This is a genomic window from Streptomyces sp. NPDC002520, from assembly GCF_053595235.1.
On record NZ_JBSFXG010000060.1, the window covers coordinates 14,678 to 39,224 of the forward strand.

At 69.6% G+C, this 24,547-nt stretch carries 20 protein-coding genes and 2 pseudogenes; 7 read left to right on the forward strand and 15 right to left on the reverse strand.

Annotated features, from left to right (window positions below; genetic code table 11):
• Nucleotides 1-62 precede the first annotated feature (62 nt).
• Nucleotides 63-233 (reverse strand): annotated as a pseudogene (locus tag ACWD5D_RS42360) (YbaK/EbsC family protein); the annotation flags it as partial.
• Nucleotides 234-651: 418 nt separating this feature from the next.
• Here ACWD5D_RS42360 and ACWD5D_RS42365 point away from each other — a divergent pair.
• Both ACWD5D_RS42365 and ACWD5D_RS42370 read left to right on the forward strand, forming a co-directional pair.
• Nucleotides 652-1,740, forward strand: coding sequence for a DUF5937 family protein (locus ACWD5D_RS42365; protein ID WP_451378111.1), 1,089 nt, complete (start codon nucleotides 652-654; stop codon nucleotides 1,738-1,740).
• Between the two features lie 360 nt (nucleotides 1,741-2,100).
• Entirely contained in the window at nucleotides 2,101-2,397 is a 297-nt protein-coding gene (locus ACWD5D_RS42370; RefSeq protein ID WP_451378094.1) for an Imm10 family immunity protein, read from the forward strand.
• Nucleotides 2,398-2,444: 47 nt separating this feature from the next.
• Here the strand turns inward: ACWD5D_RS42370 and ACWD5D_RS42375 are convergent, their stop codons facing one another.
• The 4 genes from ACWD5D_RS42375 to ACWD5D_RS42390 form a co-directional block, all read right to left on the reverse strand.
• The gene (locus ACWD5D_RS42375) at nucleotides 2,445-4,259 is read right to left on the reverse strand and encodes a glycoside hydrolase family 15 protein (RefSeq protein ID WP_451378095.1); all 1,815 of its coding nucleotides are present in this window, start codon (nucleotides 4,257-4,259) and stop codon (nucleotides 2,445-2,447) included.
• A 275-nt stretch (nucleotides 4,260-4,534) separates the two neighbouring features.
• Nucleotides 4,535-5,212 carry a class I SAM-dependent methyltransferase gene (locus tag ACWD5D_RS42380; RefSeq protein WP_451378096.1) on the reverse strand — a complete coding sequence of 226 codons (678 nt, stop codon included), beginning with the start codon at nucleotides 5,210-5,212 and terminating at the stop codon, nucleotides 4,535-4,537.
• On the reverse strand, nucleotides 5,209-5,712 hold the full coding sequence (locus tag ACWD5D_RS42385; protein ID WP_451378112.1) for a hypothetical protein: 504 nt from the start codon (nucleotides 5,710-5,712) through the stop codon (nucleotides 5,209-5,211). Before ACWD5D_RS42385 ends, ACWD5D_RS42380 begins: the two co-directional genes overlap by 4 nt.
• A gap of 2 nt (nucleotides 5,713-5,714) precedes the next feature.
• A complete protein-coding gene (locus ACWD5D_RS42390) occupies nucleotides 5,715-6,998 on the reverse strand; it encodes a molybdopterin-dependent oxidoreductase (RefSeq protein ID WP_451378097.1) in 1,284 nt (427 codons plus the stop codon).
• Nucleotides 6,999-7,359: 361 nt separating this feature from the next.
• Here ACWD5D_RS42390 and ACWD5D_RS42395 point away from each other — a divergent pair, with 361 nt between their 5' ends.
• Entirely contained in the window at nucleotides 7,360-7,803 is a 444-nt protein-coding gene (locus ACWD5D_RS42395; RefSeq protein WP_451378098.1) for a GtrA family protein, read from the forward strand.
• A 208-nt stretch (nucleotides 7,804-8,011) separates the two neighbouring features.
• Here the strand turns inward: ACWD5D_RS42395 and ACWD5D_RS42400 are convergent, their stop codons facing one another.
• Complete coding sequence (locus ACWD5D_RS42400) at nucleotides 8,012-9,640, reverse strand: IS200/IS605 family accessory protein TnpB-related protein (protein WP_451378113.1); 1,629 nt, start codon at nucleotides 9,638-9,640, stop codon at nucleotides 8,012-8,014.
• A gap of 622 nt (nucleotides 9,641-10,262) precedes the next feature.
• Here ACWD5D_RS42400 and ACWD5D_RS42405 point away from each other — a divergent pair.
• Nucleotides 10,263-11,780, forward strand: coding sequence for a lipase family protein (locus tag ACWD5D_RS42405; protein ID WP_451378099.1), 1,518 nt, complete (start codon nucleotides 10,263-10,265; stop codon nucleotides 11,778-11,780).
• A 104-nt stretch (nucleotides 11,781-11,884) separates the two neighbouring features.
• On the opposite strand, the gene ACWD5D_RS42410 is transcribed toward ACWD5D_RS42405, so the two are convergent.
• Nucleotides 11,885-12,991 carry a beta-propeller fold lactonase family protein gene (locus tag ACWD5D_RS42410; RefSeq protein ID WP_451378100.1) on the reverse strand — a complete coding sequence of 369 codons (1,107 nt, stop codon included), beginning with the start codon at nucleotides 12,989-12,991 and terminating at the stop codon, nucleotides 11,885-11,887.
• Between the two features lie 804 nt (nucleotides 12,992-13,795).
• On the opposite strand from ACWD5D_RS42410, the gene ACWD5D_RS42415 reads away from it, so the two are divergent.
• Entirely contained in the window at nucleotides 13,796-14,110 is a 315-nt protein-coding gene (locus ACWD5D_RS42415) for a hypothetical protein (protein ID WP_451378101.1), read from the forward strand.
• A gap of 388 nt (nucleotides 14,111-14,498) precedes the next feature.
• On the opposite strand, the gene ACWD5D_RS42420 is transcribed toward ACWD5D_RS42415, so the two are convergent.
• On the reverse strand, nucleotides 14,499-15,452 hold the full coding sequence (locus ACWD5D_RS42420) for a helix-turn-helix transcriptional regulator (protein ID WP_451378102.1): 954 nt from the start codon (nucleotides 15,450-15,452) through the stop codon (nucleotides 14,499-14,501).
• Between the two features lie 100 nt (nucleotides 15,453-15,552).
• Between ACWD5D_RS42420 and ACWD5D_RS42425 the strand changes: the two genes are divergently transcribed.
• Nucleotides 15,553-16,287 (forward strand): alpha/beta fold hydrolase, encoded by a 735-nt coding sequence (locus ACWD5D_RS42425; protein ID WP_451378103.1) that lies wholly within the window; start codon nucleotides 15,553-15,555, stop codon nucleotides 16,285-16,287.
• A gap of 24 nt (nucleotides 16,288-16,311) precedes the next feature.
• Nucleotides 16,312-17,391 carry a winged helix DNA-binding domain-containing protein gene (locus ACWD5D_RS42430; protein WP_451378104.1) on the forward strand — a complete coding sequence of 360 codons (1,080 nt, stop codon included), beginning with the start codon at nucleotides 16,312-16,314 and terminating at the stop codon, nucleotides 17,389-17,391.
• A gap of 190 nt (nucleotides 17,392-17,581) precedes the next feature.
• Here ACWD5D_RS42430 and ACWD5D_RS42435 read toward each other — a convergent pair whose 3' ends face one another.
• The 7 genes and pseudogenes from ACWD5D_RS42435 to ACWD5D_RS42465 all read right to left on the reverse strand — a co-directional run.
• On the reverse strand, nucleotides 17,582-17,977 hold the full coding sequence (locus tag ACWD5D_RS42435) for a hypothetical protein (RefSeq protein ID WP_451378105.1): 396 nt from the start codon (nucleotides 17,975-17,977) through the stop codon (nucleotides 17,582-17,584).
• A 651-nt stretch (nucleotides 17,978-18,628) separates the two neighbouring features.
• On the reverse strand, nucleotides 18,629-19,285 hold the full coding sequence (locus ACWD5D_RS42440) for a TetR/AcrR family transcriptional regulator (RefSeq protein WP_451378106.1): 657 nt from the start codon (nucleotides 19,283-19,285) through the stop codon (nucleotides 18,629-18,631).
• 82 nt (nucleotides 19,286-19,367) lie between these two features.
• Nucleotides 19,368-21,155: a bifunctional sugar phosphate isomerase/epimerase/4-hydroxyphenylpyruvate dioxygenase family protein gene (locus tag ACWD5D_RS42445; RefSeq protein ID WP_451378107.1), complete on the reverse strand. Its 1,788-nt coding sequence runs from the start codon at nucleotides 21,153-21,155 to the stop codon at nucleotides 19,368-19,370.
• Nucleotides 21,156-21,175: 20 nt separating this feature from the next.
• Complete coding sequence (locus ACWD5D_RS42450) at nucleotides 21,176-22,036, reverse strand: shikimate dehydrogenase (RefSeq protein ID WP_451378108.1); 861 nt, start codon at nucleotides 22,034-22,036, stop codon at nucleotides 21,176-21,178.
• A complete protein-coding gene (aroQ, locus tag ACWD5D_RS42455; protein WP_451378109.1) occupies nucleotides 22,033-22,506 on the reverse strand; it encodes a type II 3-dehydroquinate dehydratase in 474 nt (157 codons plus the stop codon). The genes ACWD5D_RS42450 and aroQ overlap by 4 nt, the downstream gene beginning before the upstream one ends.
• 115 nt (nucleotides 22,507-22,621) lie before the next feature.
• A complete protein-coding gene (locus ACWD5D_RS42460; protein WP_451378110.1) occupies nucleotides 22,622-23,995 on the reverse strand; it encodes an MFS transporter in 1,374 nt (457 codons plus the stop codon).
• A gap of 310 nt (nucleotides 23,996-24,305) precedes the next feature.
• Nucleotides 24,306-24,547: pseudogene (locus ACWD5D_RS42465) on the reverse strand (IS3 family transposase); the annotation flags it as partial.

Sequence of the window (24,547 nt, forward strand, 5' to 3'; positions counted from 1 at the left end):
GCACGGTGCGGGTGCTGCGCGGTGGTTGCGTCGTCGGGCCGTACTGTTCGCGGGCCCGGGTGCTATCGGTGCAGGTGCGTGACGTGGGCGCGGGGTAGCCGGGCCAGGACCGCGGGGTGTACTTGGAGGGTGCGGTCGGCGGATCCGGCGCCGCAGTAGACCGGCTGGTCGGACTCGGCGACCGCCGTGTCGATCAGGCACGGCACACCGGGGCGGTGGCTGATCGGCAGGACGCCTCCGGGGGGCTAGCCCCTCCTGGCTGAGCAAGTCGGGGCCGGCGGTGCGCAGCCGGGAACGACTGGTGCCGGCGGCGCCGGCGAGGCGGGTGTAGTCGACGTGGTCGTCGGCACGCAGGGCCACCAGGAGCAGCGGGACCTCCGGGGTGGTGAAGGCGAGCGTCTTCACCGCCTGCTCCCAGGGGAAGGGCAGGGCCTGGCGTTCGGCGACGGTGCGCGCGGGCGCGTGCTCGTGGATGGTGTACGCGCTGCCGTCCGCGTCCAGCACGGCCTGCCACGGCGCGCACCGTCGATGGTCAGGGGGGTGCGACGTGTGGTCGGTGTCCATAGAGGGCTCCTGGGGTTGCTTCCAGGAGCCTGGACGACCCGGCAAGATCCGATCAACTGATTGTGAAATCATGCAATCGTGATCTCGATGCGCTTCACCGAGACGGCCGCTGAGGATCTCGCGTTCTCCGTCTCCCCGCTGCTCGAAGCGGTCCATTCCTGGCACGTGCTCACCGACCCCGGACACCATGCCCTGCACGTGCCCTGGGTACGCCGCTGCCGCCGGCTCCCCGCGACGCTGCGCCGGCAGATACGCGAGCACGGCTTCGTGGTGGCCGACTACATCCCGGCCTTCTTCGAATGCCGGGCGGACGATCACGAGGTCGAGTTCGGCGACCAGCTCTCGGCAGTACGCGCGCTGCCGGCCGAGCAGCTCGCCGCCGAGCTCGCCCAGACCCTCGTCGACACCACCCGCTACGACGGCGGCGACCTGGTCGAGGACACCACCACCCGGGATGCAGCCCTCGCCGAACTGCAGCAGACCGACCCCGGCCGGGCCGCACGGCTGGCCGACGTCCTCACCGACCCCCTGCCGATCCTGGACGGCGCGCTCACCGCGCTGGAGGACTACTGGAGCGTCGCCTTCGCCCAGGAATGGCAGCACGTCGAACCCACCCTGTACGAGGCCATCGCCAGTGCGGGACAGCGGATCGCCCACCAGGGCGTCTTCCCGATGCTGCGCACCCTGGTGCCGCAGATCCGCATCGACCCCGCACAGCGGACACTGCGCCTGGACCGCCCGCACGACCACGACATCGCTGTCACCCTCACCCGCCCGGTGACGTTCACCGCCAGCCACTACGTTTGGCCCCACGTCCGCGTCACCTGCGACACCCCTTGGCCGCTTCGGATCACCTACCCGGCACTGCCCCTCACTCCGGCCTCCGCCCCACGCCCCGCGAGCCAGGAGGAACTCCTCTCCGTGCTACGGGCCCTGGCGGCCGCACCCCGCCTGCAGATCGCCGCCTGCCTTGCCGCCCAGAGCCGCAGCACCCAGGAACTCGCCACCCTCCTCGGCCTGTCGCAATCCGTCGTATCCCGCCACCTCCAGCAGATGACCCAGGCGGGACTGACTACCACACGCCGTGACGGCTATTACGTCCTCTACTCCCTGGACCCAACCCGCCTCAACCAGACCGCCGCGGCCATCACCGGCCTCACCACACCTCACGACTGACCCATCCACCCGGGCACGTGGAGCATCGACTGCAGCAGGCACCGCGTCGGACCGACACCCACAGCCGCCTTCCCCGCGCAGGTGCTGTCCAAAGTCGGGTTCTGGCTCAACTTCTGTGACGTGGCCACTCTGAGTGACATCCGGACACTTCGAGCCGTGCGTGAAGTCGCCGAGCGTGTCTGAAAGATCGTGTAAGTGCGTGATGTGACAGGCTGGCCGAGGCCCAGCCCTGGAGCCTTGACCAGCCGGGACGGACGGACATCGCAGACAAGGAGACTCGGGACCGGCTCAACACCAGGTAACCCCCAAGGACTTACACAAAGTCACTGACACGCCCGAAGCGGTTTCATCTTGATGTTCATGGCGGGAGAGGAGGAGCCCGATGATCAGGAGGTCGCCCTCGGGATGGACACACACTGCCTGGTCACAGCCGGGCAAGGCACCGCATACGGCTGTGTGCGGGAGGCTGTACCGACGGGCAACGTTCTCCGCATCTCACTCGACCCAGAAGCACTGGAAGACCTGCGGCTGACCGACCGTGAGATCGAGGCCGTCATCGAAGCGCCGGCCGAAGACATCAGCCTGTTCCGCGAAGTCCTCGCCCAGGTGCTCGGGTACGGGCGTGCGGACGCGGTGCCCACCCGTGTAGGTATCTGAACAGCTGCCCGGTGCCTGCACCAGCGCCATCGCGAGGCCGACTGCGGTCACTCTTGTCGCTCGGCATCGCGGATGGCGCGAGCGGCGTTGATGAGCCCGATGTGGCTGAAGGCTTGGGGGAAGTTGCCGAGGGCCTCTGCTGTGGTGGAGTCGGTCTCCTCGGCCAGCAGGCCGAGGTCGTTGGCGTGTGCGAGGGCGGTTTGGAAGGCGTGTCGTGCACGGGTGGTGTGGCCGGTGAGGGCGAGGGCTTGGGCAAGCCAGAAGGTGCACAGCAGGAAGGTGCCTTCCTCTTCCTGTAGTTCGTCGGTGAGGTAGCGGCGGACCAGGCCGTTGTGGTCGGTCAGTTGGGTGGCGATGGCCAGCACGGTGGACTGGATGCGGGGGTCGTGTGGTGGCAGGAAGCCGACGATGGGCAGCATCAGTGCGGAGGCGTCGAGGTCGGTCGTGTCGAATGCCTGGGTGAAGGCACCCAGGTCGGGGTTCCAGCCGCGTTGTTCGATGGCTTGGCGGATCTGGTCGCGCTCGTGCTGCCAGTGGGGCAGGCGGTCGGCGGCCTGGAGGGCGGGGGCCATGGCTGTGGCGCGGTCCAGGGCGACCCAGCACATCAGTTTCGAGTGGAGGAAGTGTCTGCTGGGTCCGCGTCTTTCCCAGATGCCTTGATCCGGTTGGGTCCACCGCTGGGCGGCTGTCTCGGCTGCCTGGAGCAGGAAGGTGCGGGTGGCTGGGTCGAGAGGCTCATCGGGCGGAAGGGTCTGGGCGGCGGCGTCGAGGAGTTCGCCGTAGACGTCGAGTTGGCGTTGGCGCCAGGCGTCGTTGCCGATCCGAACGGGTCCGCTGTTGCGCCAGCCGGTCAGGTGAGGCAGGGGCCGCTCGCTCAGATCACGTTCTCCGCCGATGCCGTACATGATCTGCAGGTCGACGCCGCGGTCGAGTTGGGTTGCCGCGGCCCTGGCGAGGAAGCCGAAGAAGCGGTTCTTCTCCTTCTCGCAGGCGGCCGTGTCCAGTGCCTGAATGGTGAAGCTGGCGTCGCGGACCCATGTGTAGCGGTAATCCCAGTTGCGCGTTCCGCCCGTCTTCTCGGGCAGAGAGGTGGTGGCCGCGGCGACGATGGCCCCGGTGGGAGCGAAGGTCAGGGCCCGTAGCACGCGTCCGCTGTGGCTCACTTCGTCCTGCCAGGGGCCGACGTAGCCGCGGTGGAGCTTCGACCAGGAGCGCCAGCCTTCGACGGTGTCGGACATGCGACGCCGGATCCGTCCCGTCCGCCAGGCCGCCGACTCCCTTTCCCACGCCGTCCCGACGTGCAGGGCGAATCCGAGGCGTTGCCCCGCCGAGAGCGGGATTCGGCTGTGCGCCGTGGAGCCGCTCACCTGCAGGTCGACGGGGCTCGACAGCAGCAGAACATGGGCGCCCCCGTACGCCGCAAGCCCACCTGGCACGGCTGAGAGGAGTGGGTGGACGAGTCCGAACTCCGGGCGCGGCGCGTAGGCGATCTCGATGTCCACCCGTCCTTCGGCGCAGGTGATCTGCCGCAGCAGCATTCCGGGGGAAGCGGTTCCGAGCGCGTGCCCGCGTTCGCGCCGCCCCAGGGCAAGGGCATCCCGCAGGACCGCGGTGCCCCCGGTCGTGCGGAAGACCGTCTCCAGAACGAGGGTGTCCTCGACGTAACGGCGGCTGATGTCGACCGGGCCGGTGACAGGGCGGATGGACCAGTGGCCGGCGTCCTCGTCGAGGAGCCGGGCGAAGATCGCCGGGCTGTCGAACCGGGGCAGGCACAGCCAGTCCACCGAGCCGTCGGAGGTCACCAGCGCCGCCGAGCGGCAGTCGGACAGCAGGGCGTGGTCACCGATCGGTCGCGCACTCATGCGTCGCAGCCCGTCCACCTCGGGTCGGACGCGTCCCGGCCGGGACGACGTGAGCAGTCGCCTGTGCCGCAGGTCTCTCCAGGTGCCTGACGGGTGACATGGATCCCAGCCTCCCTGAACAGCGGATTCACCTCCAGCCAATCAGCACGATCGGTGGATCGCACGTGCCGGTTGCCGTCGGTTGCTCCGAGCGAGTGGCACGAGCTGGTGCCGCGCTCGGTGTCCGGTCGGCGTACGTCGTGTCTCCCCGCCGCCGCGTGGCCGACCCCGCGTCATCAGCGAGGTCCCGAAGTCGAATCCGGGCGGCCGAGGGCGAGGAAGCGTCGGTGGTTGTATCCCCACTGGTCGGTGACGCTGAGGGCAAGGTTGGCGGCGATCCTGTGGAGCGCTGGTCGTCCGAGCCGCGCCCAGGGAAAGAACGGACCGCTCTCGCCCTGGAGGTTCTCGAACCTGGCGGGGCACAGCTCTTCGATGTCATCGGGGTCGACCTCGACGACGAGGCGCCCGTTGGTGGCGATGAGTCCGGCGCAGCGGTGCAGCAGGCCATGAGGGTCGCCTCCGATGCCGATGTTGCCGTCGATGAGCAGCACCGTCTGCCAGCCTCTCTCGGCGGGCAGCCGGTCGAAGACCGATCGGCACAGTGCGAGCCCGCCCAGGGCGGTGGTCAGTGCGACCGCGCGAGGTGCGATGTCGACCCCGAGGGCGAAGACTCCCCGGCTCAGGAGTGCTCTGCACATGCGGCCCGGGCCGCAGCCGACGTCGAGGACGGGGCCGGCACAGCGTTCGAGCACGGTCTTGTCGGCCACCGTGGGCTGCTCGTGCCACCGGTGCGCCGGCACCCGGATCCGGCGCCCGTCGGCCAGCCGTAGGAACACCGGTTCTCGGCCGGGTCGCAGGGCGAGCGCGTAGGGATCCTCGTCGGCGTCGTACAGCTCGCCCTCGTACGCTGTCACGGTGCTGCGCCATGATCTGCGGCGGGCCGGTCTTCGTCGCCGCGGCCGGCCCGCCTCAGGCGGCACAGTCTCATCGAGAAGGCCGCCGCGGAGGCCGCAAAGAGCACGCCGGTGATCGCCAGCCACCGGCCGAGGTAGACGCTGTAGGACAGTCCGGTGTCACCGGGGTAGGGGACCGCCAGACGGAAGATGAGGGGGAACCAGACCAGCAGGAGCAGACCGGACAGGAAGGCGGGAACGCGCAGGTAGTTGATCCACGGCACCGTCGGTCTGGCGGGGGCCCGGTGCCGCAGTACGGAGAGGGCCGACAGGTCGGCCAGCGAGTACAGGGGCAGCAGGATGAGGTCGTGGAGGATCGCCGCACCGACGAACCAGATCGCCACTTCCCAGGGCTGGACGGCGAACAGGAGCACCATGGCGTAGCCGGTCAGGGCGAACGAGGCGATCAGGACGAGCAGGTGCAGGGGGCCGGAGCCGTACCAGCGGACGATTCGTGCCATGGTCACGCCCTGAAGGTGAGCCGGTGGACCCACTTGGTGTTGTTCACACCGGGGTTGGCCGGGACGATGATGCGGGCCGGGTAGCCGTGGTCGAGTGAGAGGTCCGCGCCGTTGACGCGGAGTGCGAGCAGCGCTCGCGGGTCGTGGATCTGGTTGCCCCGCAGCGCCACCCGGGTGAAGGGGCCGCGGGGTTGGATGGACTGGACCAGGACGCTTGCGGCGTCGGGCAGTCCGGCGAGCGCGGCGAGGTCGGCCAGCCGTAGGCCGCTCCAGTGCTGGTCTTCGGTGGACCATCCCTCCACGCAGGCGATCGGCAGTGCGGCGGCGTGCTGGGGCATCGCCAGGAGCTGCTCGCGGGTGAAGACCCGTGGCGCGCCTCGTCCGTGCACCTCCAGCCGCCAGGTGGGGCCGACGAGCGCGGGGGTGACGCCCACCTTCGCCGCTGTCTTGTTGATCTGGAAGCTGTTCGGGCCGCTGCCCGGATCGCGGTTGTGGGGCGCGAGGAGCGCGGTGGGGCGCAGCCGGCCGCCGATGCTCTGTCCGGCGGTCACGACGAACAGGAGCAGCGATCCCGCTCCCACCATGCCGACCGCGCCGCGGCGGGTCATCGTGGGCGGGGCGGGAGTGGCTGCCACCAGGCCGTCGGGATCGGGTGGTTCGGGCACGGTGTGGGCAAGGTCGGTGCGCAGTTCGCCGCCCAGGCTGCGCGAGCGCAGGGCCCGTGTCATCCGGCCGAGTCTGAGGCACACATGGACGACGAAGGCGGCGATGAACACCCAGGCGCCGTAGAAGTGCAGGCGGTAGAACGAGCCCGGGAAGACGTAGTAGAGCTGGATGTTGAGGATGCCGGTGACGAATTCGAAGATGACGCCGCCGACCAGCATCAGCAGGGACAGCCGCTCCAGACCGTGGGCGACGGAGCGTACCGGCAGCCATTCGAACAGCTTCGGGATCACCGACCACAGCTTTGCCAGCAGCACCGGCACCAGGACCACGCCCAGCGTCACGTGCACGCCCTGGAGCAGCCGGTAGAGCCAGTACGGGTGTGTGGGCCAGCTGAAGAGGTAGAAGCCCAGGACGCCCTTGTCGGGGGTCTCGTCGTTGAGGGGGTTCAGGTCGGGGTTGTAGGAGGCGTAGGAGAGCAGTCCGGTGACGAACAGCAGCGGAATGCCGATCAGGAGGACCAGTCCGAATACCGATGTCAGCCAAGGCCCACGGATCGGACTACGCCAAAACCCGGGACGGAAAGGCCCCGGGGGCGGAGGAGTCCGCTCGACCCGGCGCACGAGGGCCCTGGTACGAGCGGCCCCCTGGGCGGCCCGCGCCGCCGCGGCAGCGCGAACGCGCTTGAGGCGCCCCTGCGCGTGCCCCTCGTCCGATCCCCGCCGCTGCGGCCCGCCGGAACCCGCAGCCGATGGCCGTCCGCCACTGTCCAACGACTGCCTCCTGTATCACCAGACCGTCTCTCAACGTGTGGATCGAACCCCACCGCTCCGTCAGTGCCTGTCCAATCGTCAGCCACAAACTGGCACAGATCGGGTCGGATCTCCGTGCCTGTCGTGCATGCGGGTGTCTGTCGTCAGCCGAACAGTTGAACCGGCGCTCCGCACGGCTCGACGGGGAGCACGATGGCCACATGATGGTGGGGTGCGACGCCTCAGCGCACGGCGCAGCGCCGCCACCCGGCTCGGCCGCACCGCTCTGACGAGGGAAGTGTTCTGGTTCGTCGTGATCGGCGTCGCCTCCACAGTGACCCAGGCCATGCTGTACTGGGTTCTGCGCCAGTGGTCGCCGCCCATCCTGGCCAATTTCACCTCCCTACTTGTCGTCACCGTCCTCAATACGGAGGCCAACCGCCGGCTGACCTTTCACGGGTCCCCGGTCCGGGTCCTCCAGGCGCATCTGACCGCGGGTGGCCTGTTCGTCCTGGCGTACCTGGTCACCTCAGGCGCTCTCCTGCTCTTCCGCCACTACCGGCCCACCGCCTCACCAGCAGCAGAAACCCTGGTACTTGCGCCGAGCTTCGCCCTGGTGACCGTGGTGCGCTTCACGGTCCTGCGGATGGTCGTCTTCAAACGCCGCCAGCAATGACCCCCTCGCGCCCGATGCGACCGACACGCCTGCTGATTTCGACAGGGTGAAGCGGAGCCACATGGGCAACGGGAATGACAGCCCGTTGGGCCGTTCGTGAAGGTGGTGGAGCCCGCTATCTCGTCGGCCTCGAACTTCGCGCCTCGATGATCTGGCTCGAAGGCCTCATACGAGCAGCCGATTGATCACGACATCACACAGACCGTTCCTAGAGACTGAGCGGGAGTGAGTCCTGTTGCCACGACTCATGCTCAGCCGAACGCCCCGAGCGGTGTTGGGCGTTCTGGTCCACCGCGTTCTCGCCGCGTCCGGCGCGTACGGATCGTGTCCGTGGTCCGGGGACGCGGGGGCGGTTTCCCTCACGCCCCGGGGCCACCGAGCCGGCCTGGACGGTCCGATGCCCGCGACGATCACTCCGGTCGTCGCGGGGCGGTGCCGTCCGACGCCGGATCGGGTGCCCGAGGGCGCGCCTGCCGATCGCGATGCTCGCGGCATCGTGTCGGCTGGGTTTCCTGGTCTTGCTGGTGAGGGGCTTCTGCCAGTGCTGGGCGCCCCATCGGGAGGTGTAGGCGGGGTCGACGGCGACGAGGGGGATGCCGAGTTCGGCAGCCATGCTGACCAGCCGTGCCCGTAGTTTGGAGGTGGGCATGCCGGAGATCAGCCTGCGGAACGTCCTGCGCCGCCCGTGCTTCTCCCGGGTCTTCTCCGCGGCGAAGTCGAGGTCCTCGATCGCGATGGCGAGACGGTGGCGCTGCGCGAAGTGCAGCAGGCGGGTGAGGGCGTGGCGGAGTTGGGCGTCGCGGTGGCCGGCGCTGCCGGACAGGTCGTAGCCGAAGCGGAGTGGTTGGCCGACCGGGTTGCCATGTGGGTCGAGGCGCCAGGCGGCGAGGTGGTCGGCGTTGGTGTCGACACCGATCATCCCGCGCGCGCGGGCTACCGCAAGGGGCACGACGGCGGCCGGGGGGACGGTCCAGGAAGCGGTGAGGTACCAGCGGCCGCGCACGGGGTCTTCGTGGATGCGGTACGCGACAGCCCGGTTCGCCGCGACGCGGTCGCGCCACTGCTCGCCCCGGTGCGCGAACACCACCGTCGCGGCCAGCACGTACCGGCCGTGCGGGGCGTTCGCCAGGTGGGCCAGCGGGGCGGGGAGTTTGATGCTCACCTCACCGTCGGGGGTGACGCGGATGGTCTCGTTGCCGTACCGCTTCCCGGACTCCCCGTCCGCCTGGAGGAACCGGCGCCCGGCCTCCCACCGGGTCCGCCACCCGGCCTCGGTGAGCAGGGCCGTATCGAGGTGGTGGCGGCTGGCCAGCAACTGCTTGCCGCCGCGCACCACGTGCACCACCCCGGCCTGCCAGTCGGCCCGCACGGCCTGGAGTCGGTCCTCGAGGACGTGCAGGCGGCGGGACTTGGCGTGCCACTCCCGCCGCGAGCGGTAGCCACCCGGCGCGTGCTTGCTGCCCTTCTCCCCGAGTGGCAGGGACAGCCGGTGCGCGATGGTGCGCACTCCCGTCTCCAGGCTCTGTATGTGCGCGTGCTGGGCGCGCCGGGCCAGTCCCCACTGGTCGTGGGTGGCCTTCGTGATCGACCCCGCCCACCGAGACGACGACAACCCCGTCAGCACCCGCTTGCGCTCCGCCCACGCATCACTGTCGTGGTCCGGCCCCGCCGCGCAGCGTGCCTTCAGATCGCGGGAGGCGAGCGAGCCGAGATGGTCACCGGCCAACCGCAGTACCTGCTCGTCGTCGGTGGTCAGCTGCTTGAGCCGGTCACGCACCGACACCCCGGACGGGCCGGGCACCACGAACGGCGCCGCCACCTCCCGCAGCCCACCCACCACGCCCCCCATCCCACCCACGCAGAACACCGTCACGGCACTCAACGACCAGCACCCCGCGAAGGTCACTCATTCGATGAGGGAACTTCCGTTCCCCATGCGCCCACCGCAGCCCGGACACTCGCCTATCCACGCCAGAACACACTCGTACGCTGTTCGACGGCAGCTGTTCACAACCCCCTAGGGGGGTGGCGCTGGCTTCTCCGCTTCCTGCCCGCCGGGCGGGAGGAAGGGCAGGCCCAGCAGCGTCGCATACGGCCGATGACCTGCTCGAAGACAGTGATCTGAGCGGTGACGGCAGTGAAGGCATGCCGGGGTCGCGAGGGCGGCGCTCGAGAAGCAGACTGGGACTAGTGGCAGCTCCCCGGCAGCTCGTGGCCGCAGCAAGGCCGAGCCCCACGAAGGAGCGCGATATGCCGCTCCCGCGGCAGGGCGGGGAGCCGGATGCCTTGCGGAGCCGCGGAATTCTCGAGCGGCCGAACACTGCGAAACGTGATGAATGCGATCAACGCGACAGTCGGAGTGCCACACGGACACGGGTCCGCGACCCAGTGATCCCACAGGCGCATACGGAGCGGCCACCGCGGCCCACTTCGACCCCGGTGACACGCAAGGAGCACATATGACGAACGCGACCCAGTCAGACCCGACCCCCGCCCAGGTCACCATGACCCTCGCCGCAATCGCCGCCACCGCGGCGACCCCGCGCCCGTCGGGTGAAACCCTGCAAGACCAGCACCAGCGCGCCACACTCGGCATCAAAGCCCAGCTGAAGGACCCGACGCTCGCCACAGGCGGCAAGTGGGAGCTGATGTGGCTGGCGCTCAGCCCGGACAACGCGAACCTCGCGTACATCGCCGCGAACTCCGACTTGAGCCAGATCGCCGTGGCCGTCCGCGGCACGATCGGCAATCCGACCGACATGATGGAGGACCTCGATGTCGGCACGGTGGTGCCGTTCACCGCCGGCGGATCGAAGGACGTCGCAGTCTCGGCCGGCGCCATGGCCGCGTTCACTCAGGTCGCCACCGCGCGCCCCCCTAGTGGCCCGACCCTCACGCAAGCACTCAAGACGCTCCTGGGGTCCGCAGAGCCCCAGCCGACGGTCTACGTGACCGGCCACAGCCTCGGCGGCTGCATCGCCACCATGCTGGCCACGTACCTCCAAGCCCAGCCCCCGTTTCCGAACAATCCGAAGTTCGCACTCGTCACCTTCGCCGCCCCCACCGCCGGCCTGCAGAGCTTCGCCGACTACGTCAACTCCCGGCCGTGGAGCCTGAACGAGCGCTACTTCAACGCCTACGACCTGGTCCCGCAGGCCTGGGTCGAGTCCGATCTGGAAAAGGCCAGGGATAACTGGTACTGGCACTCGGACCAGGGACCACTGCCGGGACCGAAGGCCAACCTAGAGGTGAAGGGCCTGCTGGATGTGATCATCGGGCTCCGGAAGGACAACGTCTACGTCCAGCCCGGCACCGAAAAGCCGCTCAACGCGGACTACTCGAAGCACGACGAGACGCTCGTCAACGAGACCACCGCAGACTTCCTGGGCCAAGTCGCGTACCAGCACGCCAACTCCACGTACCTGACCCTGCTGGGCGCGCCCGACGTCCCCGCCGGGCCAATGGTGACCGAGGTGAATCCCACCGCGGGAAAGGGCCCTACGCTGGTCACCATCACCGGCAGTGGATTCACCGAGGACAGCCACGTCGACTTCGGCCCGATCCCATGCGTCAAGTTCGACCGCGACACGTCCGGTAAGCAGATCATCGCGACCGCTCCCGACGGAACCGGCATCGTCGACGTCCGCGTCACCACCAACCTCGGCACGTCACCCGCCGTTCCGCTAGGGCAGTTCGCCTACGACGGACCCGCACCCGTAGTGGTCAGCGCGGTCAGCCCGCCCAGCGGGAAGGTCGGCAACCAGGTCACCATCAGCGGCTCGGGCTTCACCCCGGGGGCGGCCGTGCAATTCGGGAAGAACATCTCGCCATCCGTCCAGTTCGACTCACCGGACAAGATCGTCGCCAAAGCACCCCCGTCGGGCAAGCCCACGAGCACGACCGTGGACGTCACCGTGACGGTCGGCGTGGCCACGTCGCCTACCAGCTCGCACGACGAATTCACGTACGAGGGTTGAGCCCCCGGGCCCGCCGACCAAGCCGCGACTGACACGACGAAGAGGCGTCGCGTCCTTGCGGCCCCGCCGCGGCGCGGCGGGGCCGCTGCGGGGCTGCGGGTGGGTCAGGGTGCGCAGACGGCGTAAGGGGTGATGGTCGTGTAGTTGGTGTTCTGATTGTCGGCGAGGACCTGCCAGGTGTTGCCCACGGGCCGGTCGGAGACCTGGGTGGGTGGGACGGCGCCGCCGCTCTGCTGGTATCCGCCGCCGGTGATCACGTGGCCGGTGGGGCAGGTGGCGGTGGCCACGGCCGGGACTCTGGCGGTGGCCACCGCGGTGGGGTTGCTGCTGGAGGTGACCGTGGTGGTGACGGTGTCGGTGGCGGTGTCGATCACCGACACGGTGTTCGAGCCGTAGTTGGTGACGTAGGCACGGGTGCCGCCCGGGCTGAACGCCACCCCTTCGGGGGTGGAGCCGACGGGGATGGTGGCGGTGACGGTGTTGGTGGCCGCGTTGATCACCGACACGTTGCTCGAGCCGCTGTTGGTGACGTAGGCGGTGGTGCCGTCGGGGCTCACCGCCACCGAATACGGGAGGGTGCCGACGGGGACGGTGGCGGTGACGGTGTTGGTGGCCGTGTTGATCACGGACACGTTGTTCGAGACGAGGTTGACGGTGTAGGCGGTGGTGCCGTCCGGGCTGAACGCCACCGCTTCGGGGCTGGAGCCGACGGGGATGGTGGTGGTGACGGTGTTGGTGGCTGTGTTGATCACGGACACGGCGCTCGGGGCGGTGTTGGTGACGTAGGCGGTGGTGCCGTCGGGGCTGACCGCCACCCCTACGGGGGTGGGGCTGACGGGGATGGTGGCGGTGACGGTGTTGGTGGCCGTGTTGATCACCGACACCGTGTTCGAGCCGCCGTTGGTGACGTAGGCGGTGGTGCCGTCGGGACTGACCGCCACCTGCCGGGGGCTGCTGCCGACGGGGATGGTGGCGGTGACGGTGTTGGTGGCCGTGTTGATCACGGACACGTTGTTCGAGACGAGGTTGACGGTGTAGGCGGTGGTGCCGTCCGGGCTGAACGCCACCCAGTTGGGGCGGCTACCGACGGGGATGGTGGTGGTGACGGTGTTGGTGGCTGCGTTGACCACCGACACGTCGTTCGAGACGAAGTTGGCGACGTACGCGAAGGTCCCGGATGTCGCGGCCCGGGCCGGCGTGGCCGCCGTCACCGGCAGTGCCCCAGCCCCCAGTACGACCAGTCCCGCCACCAAGGCGCGTGCGCGTGCCGCCCACCGCAGGGGCCGGCTCGGGCCCGTATCCTGCCGGTCGGGGCCGGGCAGCCGTCGTTTCCCACAACTGATCATCGCCGCACCTATCGCTCGAAGAACCCAAAAGGCTGGCGACCCGGGCCCCGGGCCGCAACGGCCCGTGTGATGACGTGCGGCCGTCACGGCCGGCACTGCGACCGTGGCCACCACCTGAGCCCACGGCCGCCGGCCGCGGTCGGGCCGCGTGCTCTCACGTCTCATCACCGACGCGCCTCCGCCTCATTGGCCGAGGCGGTCACGCCACCGCGCTGACCCAAAGGCCACAGGCCACCGCGGGTCAGAATAGGCGCCTTGGCGCGAAATGTGGCGATTCAACACCTTTTTGCCTGCGTCATCCGCCCCGCTGGCGTGTATGTGCGGCTGCGGACGGCGTACCGCCTTGAAAGGCGCGTGGGCAGCCCCGGCGGCCGCACGCCAGGCGGCGAACCCATGAGCCGCCGTGTCCCCGCCCCCTACCGCTCTCCACCCACGCGGAGGTATACGCCGCGTCTGGGAGCGTGCCGCGTACGGTCAGCACATGCACGAACGGCGAGACCAGGGGCAGAGCGACGGCGAGGCGGACCGCAGGCAGGCCGCCCCGCCTGCCGATGTCACCGACGCGGGCACCGAGAGCGAAGCGGTGGTGTTCGTCCGCGCAACGTGCGGCGTCCCGCGGACGGGGCCGCTCACGCGGCTTCCGGCGCTTCCCGAGGCGCCGTACTACGTGTGGCGGGACGCCGACGAACCCGGTCCGTCGTCTGCAACGGTTCGTCGGGTCGCTATGCGATCGAGACGGAGCCGTACGGCGCGCCCCTGGTCGTCGCCGAGGTGCGCAGGCCGGTGATGCTGCGCGGCGGCGTTCACTACAACGCGGACGGCAAGCCGCTGGTGTCGCAGGGCCCGAGAGGCGACATCATCGTCAACCCGGACGACGCCCCCGGCCTGGAATGGCGGCATGCGTCCGCCGCCTGCTGCGGAGCGAACCCGGATGGTGGCATGAACCGGCTATGCGGAGGGTCTGGAACCCGCGAACACGGCTGAAGCGCCGGTGGTTTCGCCCCGCGCCGGGCTGGTCCGGTCGGGGTCGGGGTGCCGGCCAGCATCCAGCACCAGTTGGACAGCGAGATTCGGTAGACCCTTGCGGAGCCCTTGGAGATGCCTGCCGCTGTGAGGTATCGGTCCACCGCGGCGGCGTACGTCGCCGGACCGGCGGCCAGTGGCACCGCCCGGGCACGCGGAAGCGTCAGCGCGCCCCGGACCGTTGGTACGGCCGGCTGTTCGATCGCCACCCTCGCCCACCCCTTCACCACCGTCGCGGTAAATGCGTACACCTCGCCCCCGGCAGCGGTGATCATGTCCGATCGAACACACAAGGCCATCGCGGGGTGTCGATCTGAGGGCAGAGGCTCTGTCGCGTTAAATCCGTGATTTACCGCGACAGTTCCTCTGGTATGCGTTCGGCCGCTGCTGCGAGCTGGTCGGCCAGATTCTTGAGAGCCGGCCGGAGCTCGTCGGGGCGGTGGATGGTGAAGGGCCATTCGAGAGAGGCGAGCATGTGTGCCATGCCGTCGAGGCGCTCTGCGCGGGCTTGCATCAGGACGCCGGTGGGTTGGGCGATGAGTGTGACAGCCGAGCGCGGCAGGCGGCGGGCTATCTCGTCGAGGGGGCCGTGGATGGTCACCTCGACCTGCCAGCGGTAGGGCCCGTGAGCGAGGGTCGCGGTCAGGTGGGCGACCGGGTCGAAGCCGTCGGGGATGGTGAAGGTCTTCGTGCGGGGATGGACGGAGGCGACGCGGTCGATGCGGAAGGTCCGCAGGTCGTCGCGGAGGTGGTCGTGGCCGACGAGGTACCAGCGGCCGGTGTGGAAGACCACGCCGTAGGGGTCGATGTCGCGCTCGGTCTGGTCCTGCCGCCAGGACTGGTAGTTGATACCAACGGTCGCCCTGGCGCGGGAGGCTTGAGCCAGGGCAAGCAGGACGCCGCTTTCGGGTGCCTGCGCGATCACGGCGTTCGCGGTGAAGGACAGGGTCTCCCTCATGGCAGTGAGCGGCTCCCGCAGAGCGTCTGGAAGAATCCGTTCGATCTTGGCCCGGGCGCCCGCGCCGGCCAGCACGGTCGTGCCCATTCCGAGGCGTTCAGCCGCGAGAAGTCCGAGGACGACGGCGAGGGCCTCGTCATTGGTGAGCACCAGGGGCGGCAGCCGGTAGCCGCGGGCCAGCCGGTAGCCGCCGTAACGGCCGCGCTCGGCCTGCACGGGGATGCCCAGGTCGCGCAGGTGGGCGATGTACCGGCGGACCGTGCGTGCGTCGGTGTCCAGCCGATCGGCCAGTTCCGGCCCGGTGAGCCCGGCGTTCGACTGGAGCAGTTCCAGCAGGGTCAGCACACGGCTTAGGGGATGCGACATCGGTCACTCGGCATTTCAGGGCTGATTCTGTCCTGTATTGACTCTACGCTCCCCGCAGCACTCACCTCAGGGAGATCACATGGCCACCTTCGTACTCGTTCCCGGTGCCTGGCTCGGGGCATGGGCCTGGGAAGACACCGCCCGCGCTCTGCGAGAGCACGGCCACACGGTGCTGCCGCTGACGTTGACCGGCGTGGCCGAGCGTGCGGAGGAGGGCGGGCCCCAGACGGACCTGGACACGCACATCGCGGACATCACCGACTTCGTCGCGAAGAACGATTTGCGCGAGGTCACCCTGGTCGCCCACAGCTATGCGGCCGCCCCCGTCAGCGGGGCAGCCGGGCGTCTCGGCGAGCGGCTGGAGCGAGTGGTCTACGTGGACAGCGCCCCGTTCGCCGCGGGCATGCGCATGCTCGACCTCATGCCACCGGAGGCAGCGGACCAGCTGGGCCAGCAGGTCACGGCCCAGGGTGATGGCTGGCGGCTGCCGATGCCGTCCTTCGAGGGGCTGGGCCTGTCCAGCAGCCTCGACGGGCTCGACCAGGGCCAGCGGGACGTGCTGAGCGCACGTACCACCGCTCAGCCGTTCGGCACCTACACCCAGCAGCTCACCGGCCCGGCCGAGCCGGGGCCCGGCGTGGACCGTGTCCTGATCGCTTGCAACGACTTCCGGGCGCTGCTGGATGCCGGGGTGCCGATGCTGGCTTTTCTGAACCAGGCACCGTGGCGCCGATTCGACCTGTCCACCGGACATTGGCCGATGCTGTCCGCGCCCGGCGAGCTTGCCGATGTCCTTCACGCGGCCGTCTCCTGACGCTGCCAGGGGGCGGCACATCCGATGCTGACGCAGGAACACATCCGCAGAATGCGGGCCCACGCGCAGGCCCTGACCGATGGGATCCGGGAGACCTCCGCCGAGGCCGTCGTGCGGCGGGTCTTCGCCGTCCAGGCGCAGGACGCCGCGGCGGCGGACCTGGGCATCCGAGTACGGGGTCAGGACATCAGCGCGGAGGACATCCGCGCGGCTTACGAGGATGAGCGGTGCATCGTCCGCGGCTGGTTCATGCGCGGAACCCTGCACACCGTCCCCAGCTCGGATGCCCGCTGGGTGCTGCGGCTGCTCGCTCCCCGCATCCTCGCCGCAACCAGCCGCCGCTATCACCAGCTCGGCCTGGACGCCGGTATGCGTGAGCGCGCTGACCGGCTTGTCCGACGTGTTCTTGCCGCACACGGACCGCTCACCCGGGCCGAACTGACGGAGCACCTGGCCGCTGTCGGCGTTCAGCCGGAGGGGCAGGCGTCGTTCCACCTGATCCGCCACGCGGCACTCACCGGAGTTCTCTGTCACGGCCCTCGACGCGGTGATGAGGCTACGTATGTCCTGCTCGACGACTGGCTGCCGGCCGTCGCCGGGGACTCGCCGTTGGAGGAGGACACGGCCGTCGCCGAGCTCGCCGGCCACTACCTTCGCGCCCACGCGCCCGTCGGGGTGGACGACTTCGCCGCCTGGTCGGGCCTGCCGATCACCCTGGCCCGCAGGGCCTGGAAGACACTTGCGCAGACCGACTCGATCACCGAGTACGGCACGCTGAGCGTGCCGACCGGACGGAAAGAGGAACCTCCGGGCACTCCCGCCACCCCGGATGTGCGGCTGCTGCCTGGCTACGACAACTACCTCGTCGGGTACCGCACCCGGGAGTTGTCCGTTCCCACCGCTCACCACGGCCGGGTCTGGCCAGGCGGCGGCGTCATCCGCCCCACGGTCATCGCGGACGGCCTGGCCATCGCCACGTGGACCCGCCGTGACGCCGGACGCTGCGTTCAGGTGGACGCGTTCGAGCCCCTGTCGTCGCAGCTTCAGGCTCTGATTGATACGGAAGCCTCGGCCGTCACTCACTTTCTACAGCCCTCCGCCTGAACGCAGGGGCCGCCCGCACCGACTTACTCGCGCTCACGGAGCATGAACCGATGCCGGAACTCATCGGTATGCGGTGTTACTGGTCATCGGCATAGCCACCCACCCTCGCGTCCCCAGCCACGAGTGACTGTTTCAAAGATCGCGCTGGTCGCCCAGTCGTAGGAGCGCTTTCCAGCAGGTCGCGGGCGAGTCAGGGCGCGGAAGGGACAGCGCGGGCCAAAGGTTCCAGATCTCCGTAGAGGGCGGCGTGGAGTGCGGCGGCGAGTTCGCGGGCTCGTTCCTCGCTCCGCACGCCGTGCAGCATGAAGTAGATCGGTCCTGTGTAAGCGTCCAGGTCGACCTCGTGGCTGTGGACCAGGCGGGTGATCGCTGCCCGGATTGCATCGTTGACGGCGTCGTCGACCGTGTGGTCGGAGCCGGCGGTGAGCGTGTCCGCTTTCACGGTCCACCGTTGGCGTCGTTCGGATTCGGTTGCGACGAATACGGCGTTGTGTGTCATGGCGTTGCGGTAGACGTCGTGGAAAGCGTTGGTGCCAGTGGCGTCCGGGATGAGGTGAGCTGGGCAGGGAACCGGCAGGGGCTGCACGGGGACATTGTGCAGGAGGTGAGATCCAGTCACTCCGGCGACACGATGGTTTGGCCATGTTGAGTGATCGCCAGATTGCTGGACGCTGTGGGGCCGTTTGAAGTGCTCTCCCTCGTTTATGAGGGAGAGCACTTCAAGGAGACATCGACGAGGAGTGTGAGCCGCCGCTGCTGCAGCAGTTCCTGGACAGGCGGGTCCAGGCCGGCAAGGACTTCGACCTGCTGCCCATGCCCGGCCGCTCGCACTACTACACGACAGAGCCCTACTACCAGAAGCGGATGTGGGACTACTTCATCGAACACGTGCAGCGCCGCGCCCCGCTGCGTCATCACCGGCGACACCTTCCGCAAGATCGCCGGCGTCTGACTCAGGGCGGCCATCGGCTGATCTTCGGGATGTCAAGACTCGAAGGAGACCAGCACGATGACCGCACCAGGCACCTCTGCAACGCCGAGTACGGGCAGGTCAGCGACGAACGCCTGGTGCGGTGCATCTGGGCTCGGCACTGTCCGCACAACGCAGCTGGCAAAACAGCGAGCGAAGCAGTCGACCACCCCAACACTCGACGCGATCCACCGCGGCCTCGCCCCTCTGGGGGCTCTCGGACGTCCACCCCGGCGGCCATCACCAGTTCGCTCAGTTCGGAGCCGGTCAGTCCGCCGAGGTCAGGTAGGCGATGACCATGTCGCCGAGCATCGTCCGGTAGTGCTCGCGACGGTCCGGTTCCGTGAGATCGCGTCCGAAGAGGGCACGGAAGGTGTGCCGGTTGGACACCCGGAAGAAGCAGAACGAGCTGATCATCGCGTGCAGGTCGACGGCGTCCACGTCGGCCGTGAAGACGCCCCGCTCGCGCCCGGCTTCCAGGATGCGGCCGATGACCTCGATCGCGGGCGAGCTGAGGGAGCCCAGGCTGGGCGCCGCGGCGATGTGCTCGGCCTCGTGGATGTTCTCGATGCTGACCAGGCGGATGAAATCCGGGTGCGCCTCGTGGTGGTCGAAGGTGAGCTCGGCCAGCCGGCGGATCGCGGAGACCGGGTCGAGATGCTCGACATCGAGTTGCTGCTCCTGGCGCCGGATGACCGCGTACGCCCGCTCGAGGACCGCCGTGAAGAGCTGTTCCTTGCTGCCGAAATAGTAGTAGATCATCCGCTTCGTGGTGCGCATGCGGGCGGCGATCTCGTCCACGCGCGCGCCCGCGAAGCCGAGGCGGGCGAACTCTTCCGTGGCCACGTCGAGGATCTCCGCCTGGGTCCGGGCCGCGTCGCGGGTGCGCCTGGCGGGCTGGGCTGACGGGGGAACGGCGGCCATGCGGCTCCTCGTTGAGACTGGCTGTCGGCGCCTGTCAGTCTAACGTCGCCGTTCATGGCAGGTCGGAGGCGGTCTGCAGGGATCAGACGCCGTGCTGGTGCGCATGCTGCGCGGCCAGCCGCACGCCCGCGTTCTGCGCTCCGTACCCGCGGTAGCCGCCCGTGCGCTGCACCAGCTCGAAAAACACCTGCCCGACGGTGGCGGTGTAGCAGTGGAAGAACTCGCCGCTGCCATCGCTGTCGTAGAGGATGCCCAACTCCCTCAGCGTGTCCAGAAGGCGCGGCTCCATCTCGTAGCGGGCGTCCAGGTCGTCGTAGTAGTTGGCAGGGATCGGCAGCAGCCCTGCGCCCTGCCCCCGGATGCGCCGGGCCGTGGCGACGATGTCGTCCGTCGCCAGCGCGATGTGCTGCGGCCGGGCGTCCTCGTGGCTCGGGGCGGGGGCGACGTTGAGGGCGATCCGTACGCCTCCGTCCGAGCCTGCGACGGCCCGGCTGCGGAACAGCCCGTACGGGTCGGCCAGATCGAGGCTCTCGTCCGCCTCGAGCCCCAGCACGCCGCGGTAGAACAGCGAGGCCTCGTCGAACTGGTGCCATGGCTGGGTCAGCGCGATGTGATCGATGCGGCTGATGCCTCCGGCCGGCGCCGGCGGTGCGTCGGCGAAGTCACCGGTCCAGCTCGGATGGTCCGGCCTGCCCGTACGGCAGAAGAACAGCTCCGTGCCATCGGGTGCGGCGACGGCGTCCAGCGGGGCGTCTTGCGGGGCGCGGCGGCGCGGTACGACGGGGGCGAGCAGGGCCTCCGCGCGCCGCGCGGCCTGCGCCGGGTCGGGGGTCTCCAGACCGATGGCGGCCAGGGCCGGTCCGGTACGGCGGCTGCCCGCGCCGGCGTTCACCAGAATCCGCGCCTCCCCCTGCTCCCACAGCTCGACCGGCTTGGAGGTGTGCCGTCCGGTACGGGCGAAGCCCAGTGCCCCCAGCACACCGCGCAGCGACTCGGTGTCGGCGGCGGTCAGCTCGGCGAAGGCGAACCCGGAGGGGACGACCGGGGCGGGAGGCACGGCAAGGCCCGCGGACTCCTCCAGCAGGAGCAGGGAACGCAGCGCGTCGACGGCGCTGGACGCCGCTCCGGCCTGACGGAAGACGTCGTTGAACACTTCCAGGGACAGCGGCCCCTGGTATCCGGCCCTGACAGCCGCCGACACCACGCCGGTGACGTCGAGGCCACCCTGGCCGGGAAAACAGCGGTAGTGACGGCTCCACTGCAGGACGTCCATCGCCATCAGCGGTGCGTCCGCCAGCTGCAGGAAGAAGATCTTCTCGCCGGGGATGTCCGCGATGCCCTTGGGTTCGGAGCCGCGGGAGAGGATGTGGAAGCTGTCCAGGCACGTGCCGAGCGCCGGATGGTCGGCCAGTTCGACGATGCCCCAGGCGTGGTCGTACGTGCGGACGTGACGGCCCCAAGCGAGTGCCTCGTATGCGATGCGGATGCCGCGCTGCTGCGCCCGGTCGGCAAGCAGCCGCAACTGCGTGGCAGCGAGCGCGTCGTCGTCGATCGCCTCCGGGGCGACGCTGGAGCAGACCAACAGCAGATCAGCGCCCAGTCGCTCCATCACGTCGAACTTCCGCTCCGCGCGCCGGAGATTGCGGGCGAGTACATCGGCGGGGACGGCCTCGAAGTCGCGGAACGGCTGATAAAGATCGATGCTCAGGCCGAGGTCGGCGCAGCGCAGGCGCACGTCCTCGGGACTGAGCGGGCTGGCGAGCAGGTCGTTCTCGAAGATCTCCACACTGTCGAATCCGGCGGTGGCGGCGGCGGTGAGCTTCTCGGAGAGCGGGCCGCTGAGCGAGACGGTGGCGATGGACTTTCGCAAGGGGTTCTCCTCTCGGATTCTCAGACCGGGGTGGCGGCCAGGCCGGCGAGATCGGTGAGCATGTGCTCGGTGTGCGGTTCCAGGCCGGTGAAGAGTCTGAAGGCGTCAGCGGCCTGGAAGACGGCCATGCCGCCGCCGTCGAGCGTGCGGCAGCCGAGCGCCCTGGCCCGGCGCAGCAGCTCGGTCTCCAGCGGGCGGTAGACGACCTCGGCCACCCACAGGCTGCGGCGGAGCAGCTCTACGGGCAGCGGTAGCCCCGGGTGCGCCGCCATCCCGGTGGGGGTGGCGTGGACGAGCCCGTCGGCGCCGGCGAGGTGCGCGGCCGCGTCCGCCGCTGCCGCGCCGGACGCGCGCCCGGGACCGAAGCGACCGGTCAGCGCGGAGGCGAGCCCGGCGGCGCGTGCGGGGTCGGTGTCGAGCAGGGTGAGCCGGTCGACGCCCAGGGTCAGCAGCGCGTGCGCCACCGCGGCGCCCGCCCCGCCCGCGCCGAGCTGCACGACATGCCCGGTCGGCGCGTCCGGCAGGCCACGGGCGAAGGACTGGGCGAAGCCGGTGACATCGGTGTTGTGCCCGATCGCGCGCCCGCCCCGGAAGACGACGGTGTTCACGGCGCCGAGTTCGGCGGCCTCGGGGGCCAGCTCGTCCAGGTGCTCGATCACCAACTGCTTGCACGGATGGGTGATGTTCAGCCCGTCGAAGCCGAGGCGGCGGGCGGTGTGCAGCAGCTCGCCGATTGCCTCGGGCGCGACGCCCAGCACGTCGATGTCGAGAGTCCGGTAGACCAGACGGACGCCGTGCCGGTCCGCCTCGCGCTCGTGTAGCGCGGGGCTGAGCGAGGGGCCGATGCCGGAGCCGATCAGGCCGGTGAGATGCGAGGTCATCGAAGGCTCCGGTGGGTCAGTCGGGCGAGGTGTGCCAGGGCGAAGGCGTAGCCGTGGGCGCCGGCTCCGCAGATGACGGCGTCGGCGACACCGGAGGCGTGACTGTGGTGCCGGAAGGGCTCTCGCCGGTGGATGTTCGACAGGTGGACTTCCACGACCGGCAGCTCCACCGCCGCGAGGGCGTCCCGCAGCGCGACCGAGGTGTGGCTGTACCCGGCCGGGTTGATCACGATGCCGTGGCGCGTCGTACGTGCCTCCTGCACGGCGTCGATGAGGGCGCCCTCGTGGTTGCTCTGCCTGAAGTGGACGCGCAGCCGGAGGCCCGTGGCGGTGGCACGGCACAGCTCCTCGATGTCGGCGAGGGTGTCCTTGCCGTAGACCGCGGGCTCGCGCAGCCCGGGCAGATTGAGGTTGGGGCCGTTGAGGAGGAGCACAGGGGTCTCCTGTGCCGTGGCAGCCGGGGTCGGCATCGCACACCTCTTTCATTTACTAACTAGTTCGTTCATTACGGAGCCAGGGCGGCCCCCGGGAAAGCCCGCCATGGGGCAGCCCTGACGGAGGGGTTCGGTCGGCAGGGGGTTGGGGTCAGGACGCGGCCGGCTCGCGGGCCGATGCTGCGGCCGACTCCTGCCCGCGGCCCAGGCCGAGCTCCGCCGTGGGGACCTTGTGCGTCTCACGCCCGGTCGCCACGGCGATCGCGCAGATCGCGCAGAAGACCGCCGTGAAGACCGCGACGCCCAGCCAGTTGGCGCCGTTCGGGCCGGCGATCTGCGCCGCGAAGGTGACGGCGAACCCGGCGACGGCGAAGCCGATCTGGGTGCCGACGGCCACGCCCGACAGCCGGACCCTCGCCGGGAACATCTCGCTGTAGAAGGACGGCCAGATGCCGTTGGCCGCGCTGTAGACGACGCCGAAGAACAGCAGCCCGGCCACGAAGACCAGCGGGTAGCTGCCCGTGGAGATCGCCCACAGATAGACGAAGATCATCACGCTGCAGCCGAGCGCGCCGGCGAGGAAGACCGGCTTGCGGCCGATCCGGTCGGAGAGCTTGGCCCACAGCGGAATGGCGAGCAGTGCCACCGCGTTGGCGCAGCCGTTCACCCAGAGCATGCCGGACTTGCCGAGCCCGACGGTGTCGCTGGTGGCAAACGAAAGCGCCCAGACGGAGAAGATCGTGCTGACCGTCGCGATCAGGGCCGCCGCTACCACCCGCAGCACATCGGCCCAGTGGTTCCTGAGCAGCTCGGCCAGCGGCATCCTGGCCACGTCCTGACCGGCGGACGCCTGCTGGAACACCGGGGTCTCTTCGAGGGTGCGGCGAATCACATAGCCCGCGATCGCGACGAGGGCGCTCAGCAGGAACGGGATGCGCCAGCCCCACGAGTACAACTGCTCGTCGGGCAGTGCCGCGACCGGGAGGAAGACCAGGGTCGCGAGGATCTGGCCCGCCTGGGTCCCGTTCACGGTGAAGCTTGTGTAGTAGCCGCGCCGGTGCTCCGGCGCGTGTTCCAGCGTCATGGCGTTCGAGCTGGCCTGCTCGCCCGCCGCGGACAGCCCCTGGAGCACGCGCATCAGGACGAGCAGCACGGGGGCGATGGTGCCGGCCTGCGCGTACGTCGGCAGGCAGCCGATGAGCAAGGTGGACAGGCCCATCAGGATCAGGGTCGAGACCATGACCGTCCGTCGTCCGAGCCGGTCCCCGAAGTGGCCGAGGAAGAGGGCTCCGACGGGGCGGGCGGCGTAGGCGACGCCGAAGGTCGCCAGTGAGATCAGGGTCGCGGTGGCCGGGTCGGCCGGGTCGAAGAAGACCTTCGGGAAGACCAGCGCGGCAGCGCTGCCGTAAATGAAGAAGTCGTAGTACTCCAGGGCACTGCCGATCCAGGCGGCGAGGGCGGCCTTGCGGGGCTTGCCTTGGGGCGGTCCGGACTGTGCCCGGCCGGCGCGTGGGTGAGCGGACACGTGAACTCCTCGGCGAGAGCCACCGGCCCGGTAGGCGCGGGCGAGGTGGCGCGGGGACGGTGAACGGTGTGTTGCGGGAGTGGCCGGGGCAGGGGTGAGTGTCGCACACCCCGGCGGTGATAATTAACGCACCAGATAGTTAATTAAGTTGGATGGGATGTTGCCCGGCCCCCTGACCGGTGTCAATACATCCGCCCGTAACAAAGCCGCGGATGCTCACCCGTGGGACGTCACACCGCCGAGCCGGGTCCGGCAACAGCCTGGTGGGCGGCGGCCACCCGGGTACACCGGGTGCGGATCCTGTCGACGTGCGCCAGATCTTCCTCGCCCCGCAGACACGGTAGTTGGCCTCGAAGACCCTGCTGATCTGCTCCTTCAACTCCGCGTCCCGCACGGTCCTGGCCGACGGCGTGGTCCGGCGTTTGTGGTGGGCGTAGTAGGTGGCAGGGGCGATCTCGCAGTCGTGCTCGGTCAGCACGCGGCAGATCGGCTCGACACCGCCGAAGCGGTCCCGGTGCTCGTCGATGAACGCTACGAGCGCGTGTGTGGCCG

Bases quoted from the DNA above. Each gene is read 5' to 3' on its own strand.
- ACWD5D_RS42365 (WP_451378111.1), top strand. From the start codon at position 652: ATGCGCTTCACCGAGACGGCCGCTGAGGATCTCGCGTTCTCCGTCTCC.
- ACWD5D_RS42370 (WP_451378094.1), top strand. From the start codon at position 2,101: ATGGCGGGAGAGGAGGAGCCCGATGATCAGGAGGTCGCCCTCGGGATG.
- ACWD5D_RS42375 (WP_451378095.1), bottom strand. From the start codon at position 4,259: ATGAGTGCGCGACCGATCGGTGACCACGCCCTGCTGTCCGACTGCCGC.
- ACWD5D_RS42385 (WP_451378112.1), bottom strand. From the start codon at position 5,712: ATGGCACGAATCGTCCGCTGGTACGGCTCCGGCCCCCTGCACCTGCTC.
- ACWD5D_RS42405 (WP_451378099.1), top strand. From the start codon at position 10,263: ATGACGAACGCGACCCAGTCAGACCCGACCCCCGCCCAGGTCACCATG.
- ACWD5D_RS42425 (WP_451378103.1), top strand. From the start codon at position 15,553: ATGGCCACCTTCGTACTCGTTCCCGGTGCCTGGCTCGGGGCATGGGCC.
- ACWD5D_RS42430 (WP_451378104.1), top strand. From the start codon at position 16,312: ATGCTGACGCAGGAACACATCCGCAGAATGCGGGCCCACGCGCAGGCC.
- ACWD5D_RS42440 (WP_451378106.1), bottom strand. From the start codon at position 19,285: ATGGCCGCCGTTCCCCCGTCAGCCCAGCCCGCCAGGCGCACCCGCGAC.
- ACWD5D_RS42450 (WP_451378108.1), bottom strand. From the start codon at position 22,036: ATGACCTCGCATCTCACCGGCCTGATCGGCTCCGGCATCGGCCCCTCG.
- aroQ (WP_451378109.1), bottom strand. From the start codon at position 22,506: ATGCCGACCCCGGCTGCCACGGCACAGGAGACCCCTGTGCTCCTCCTC.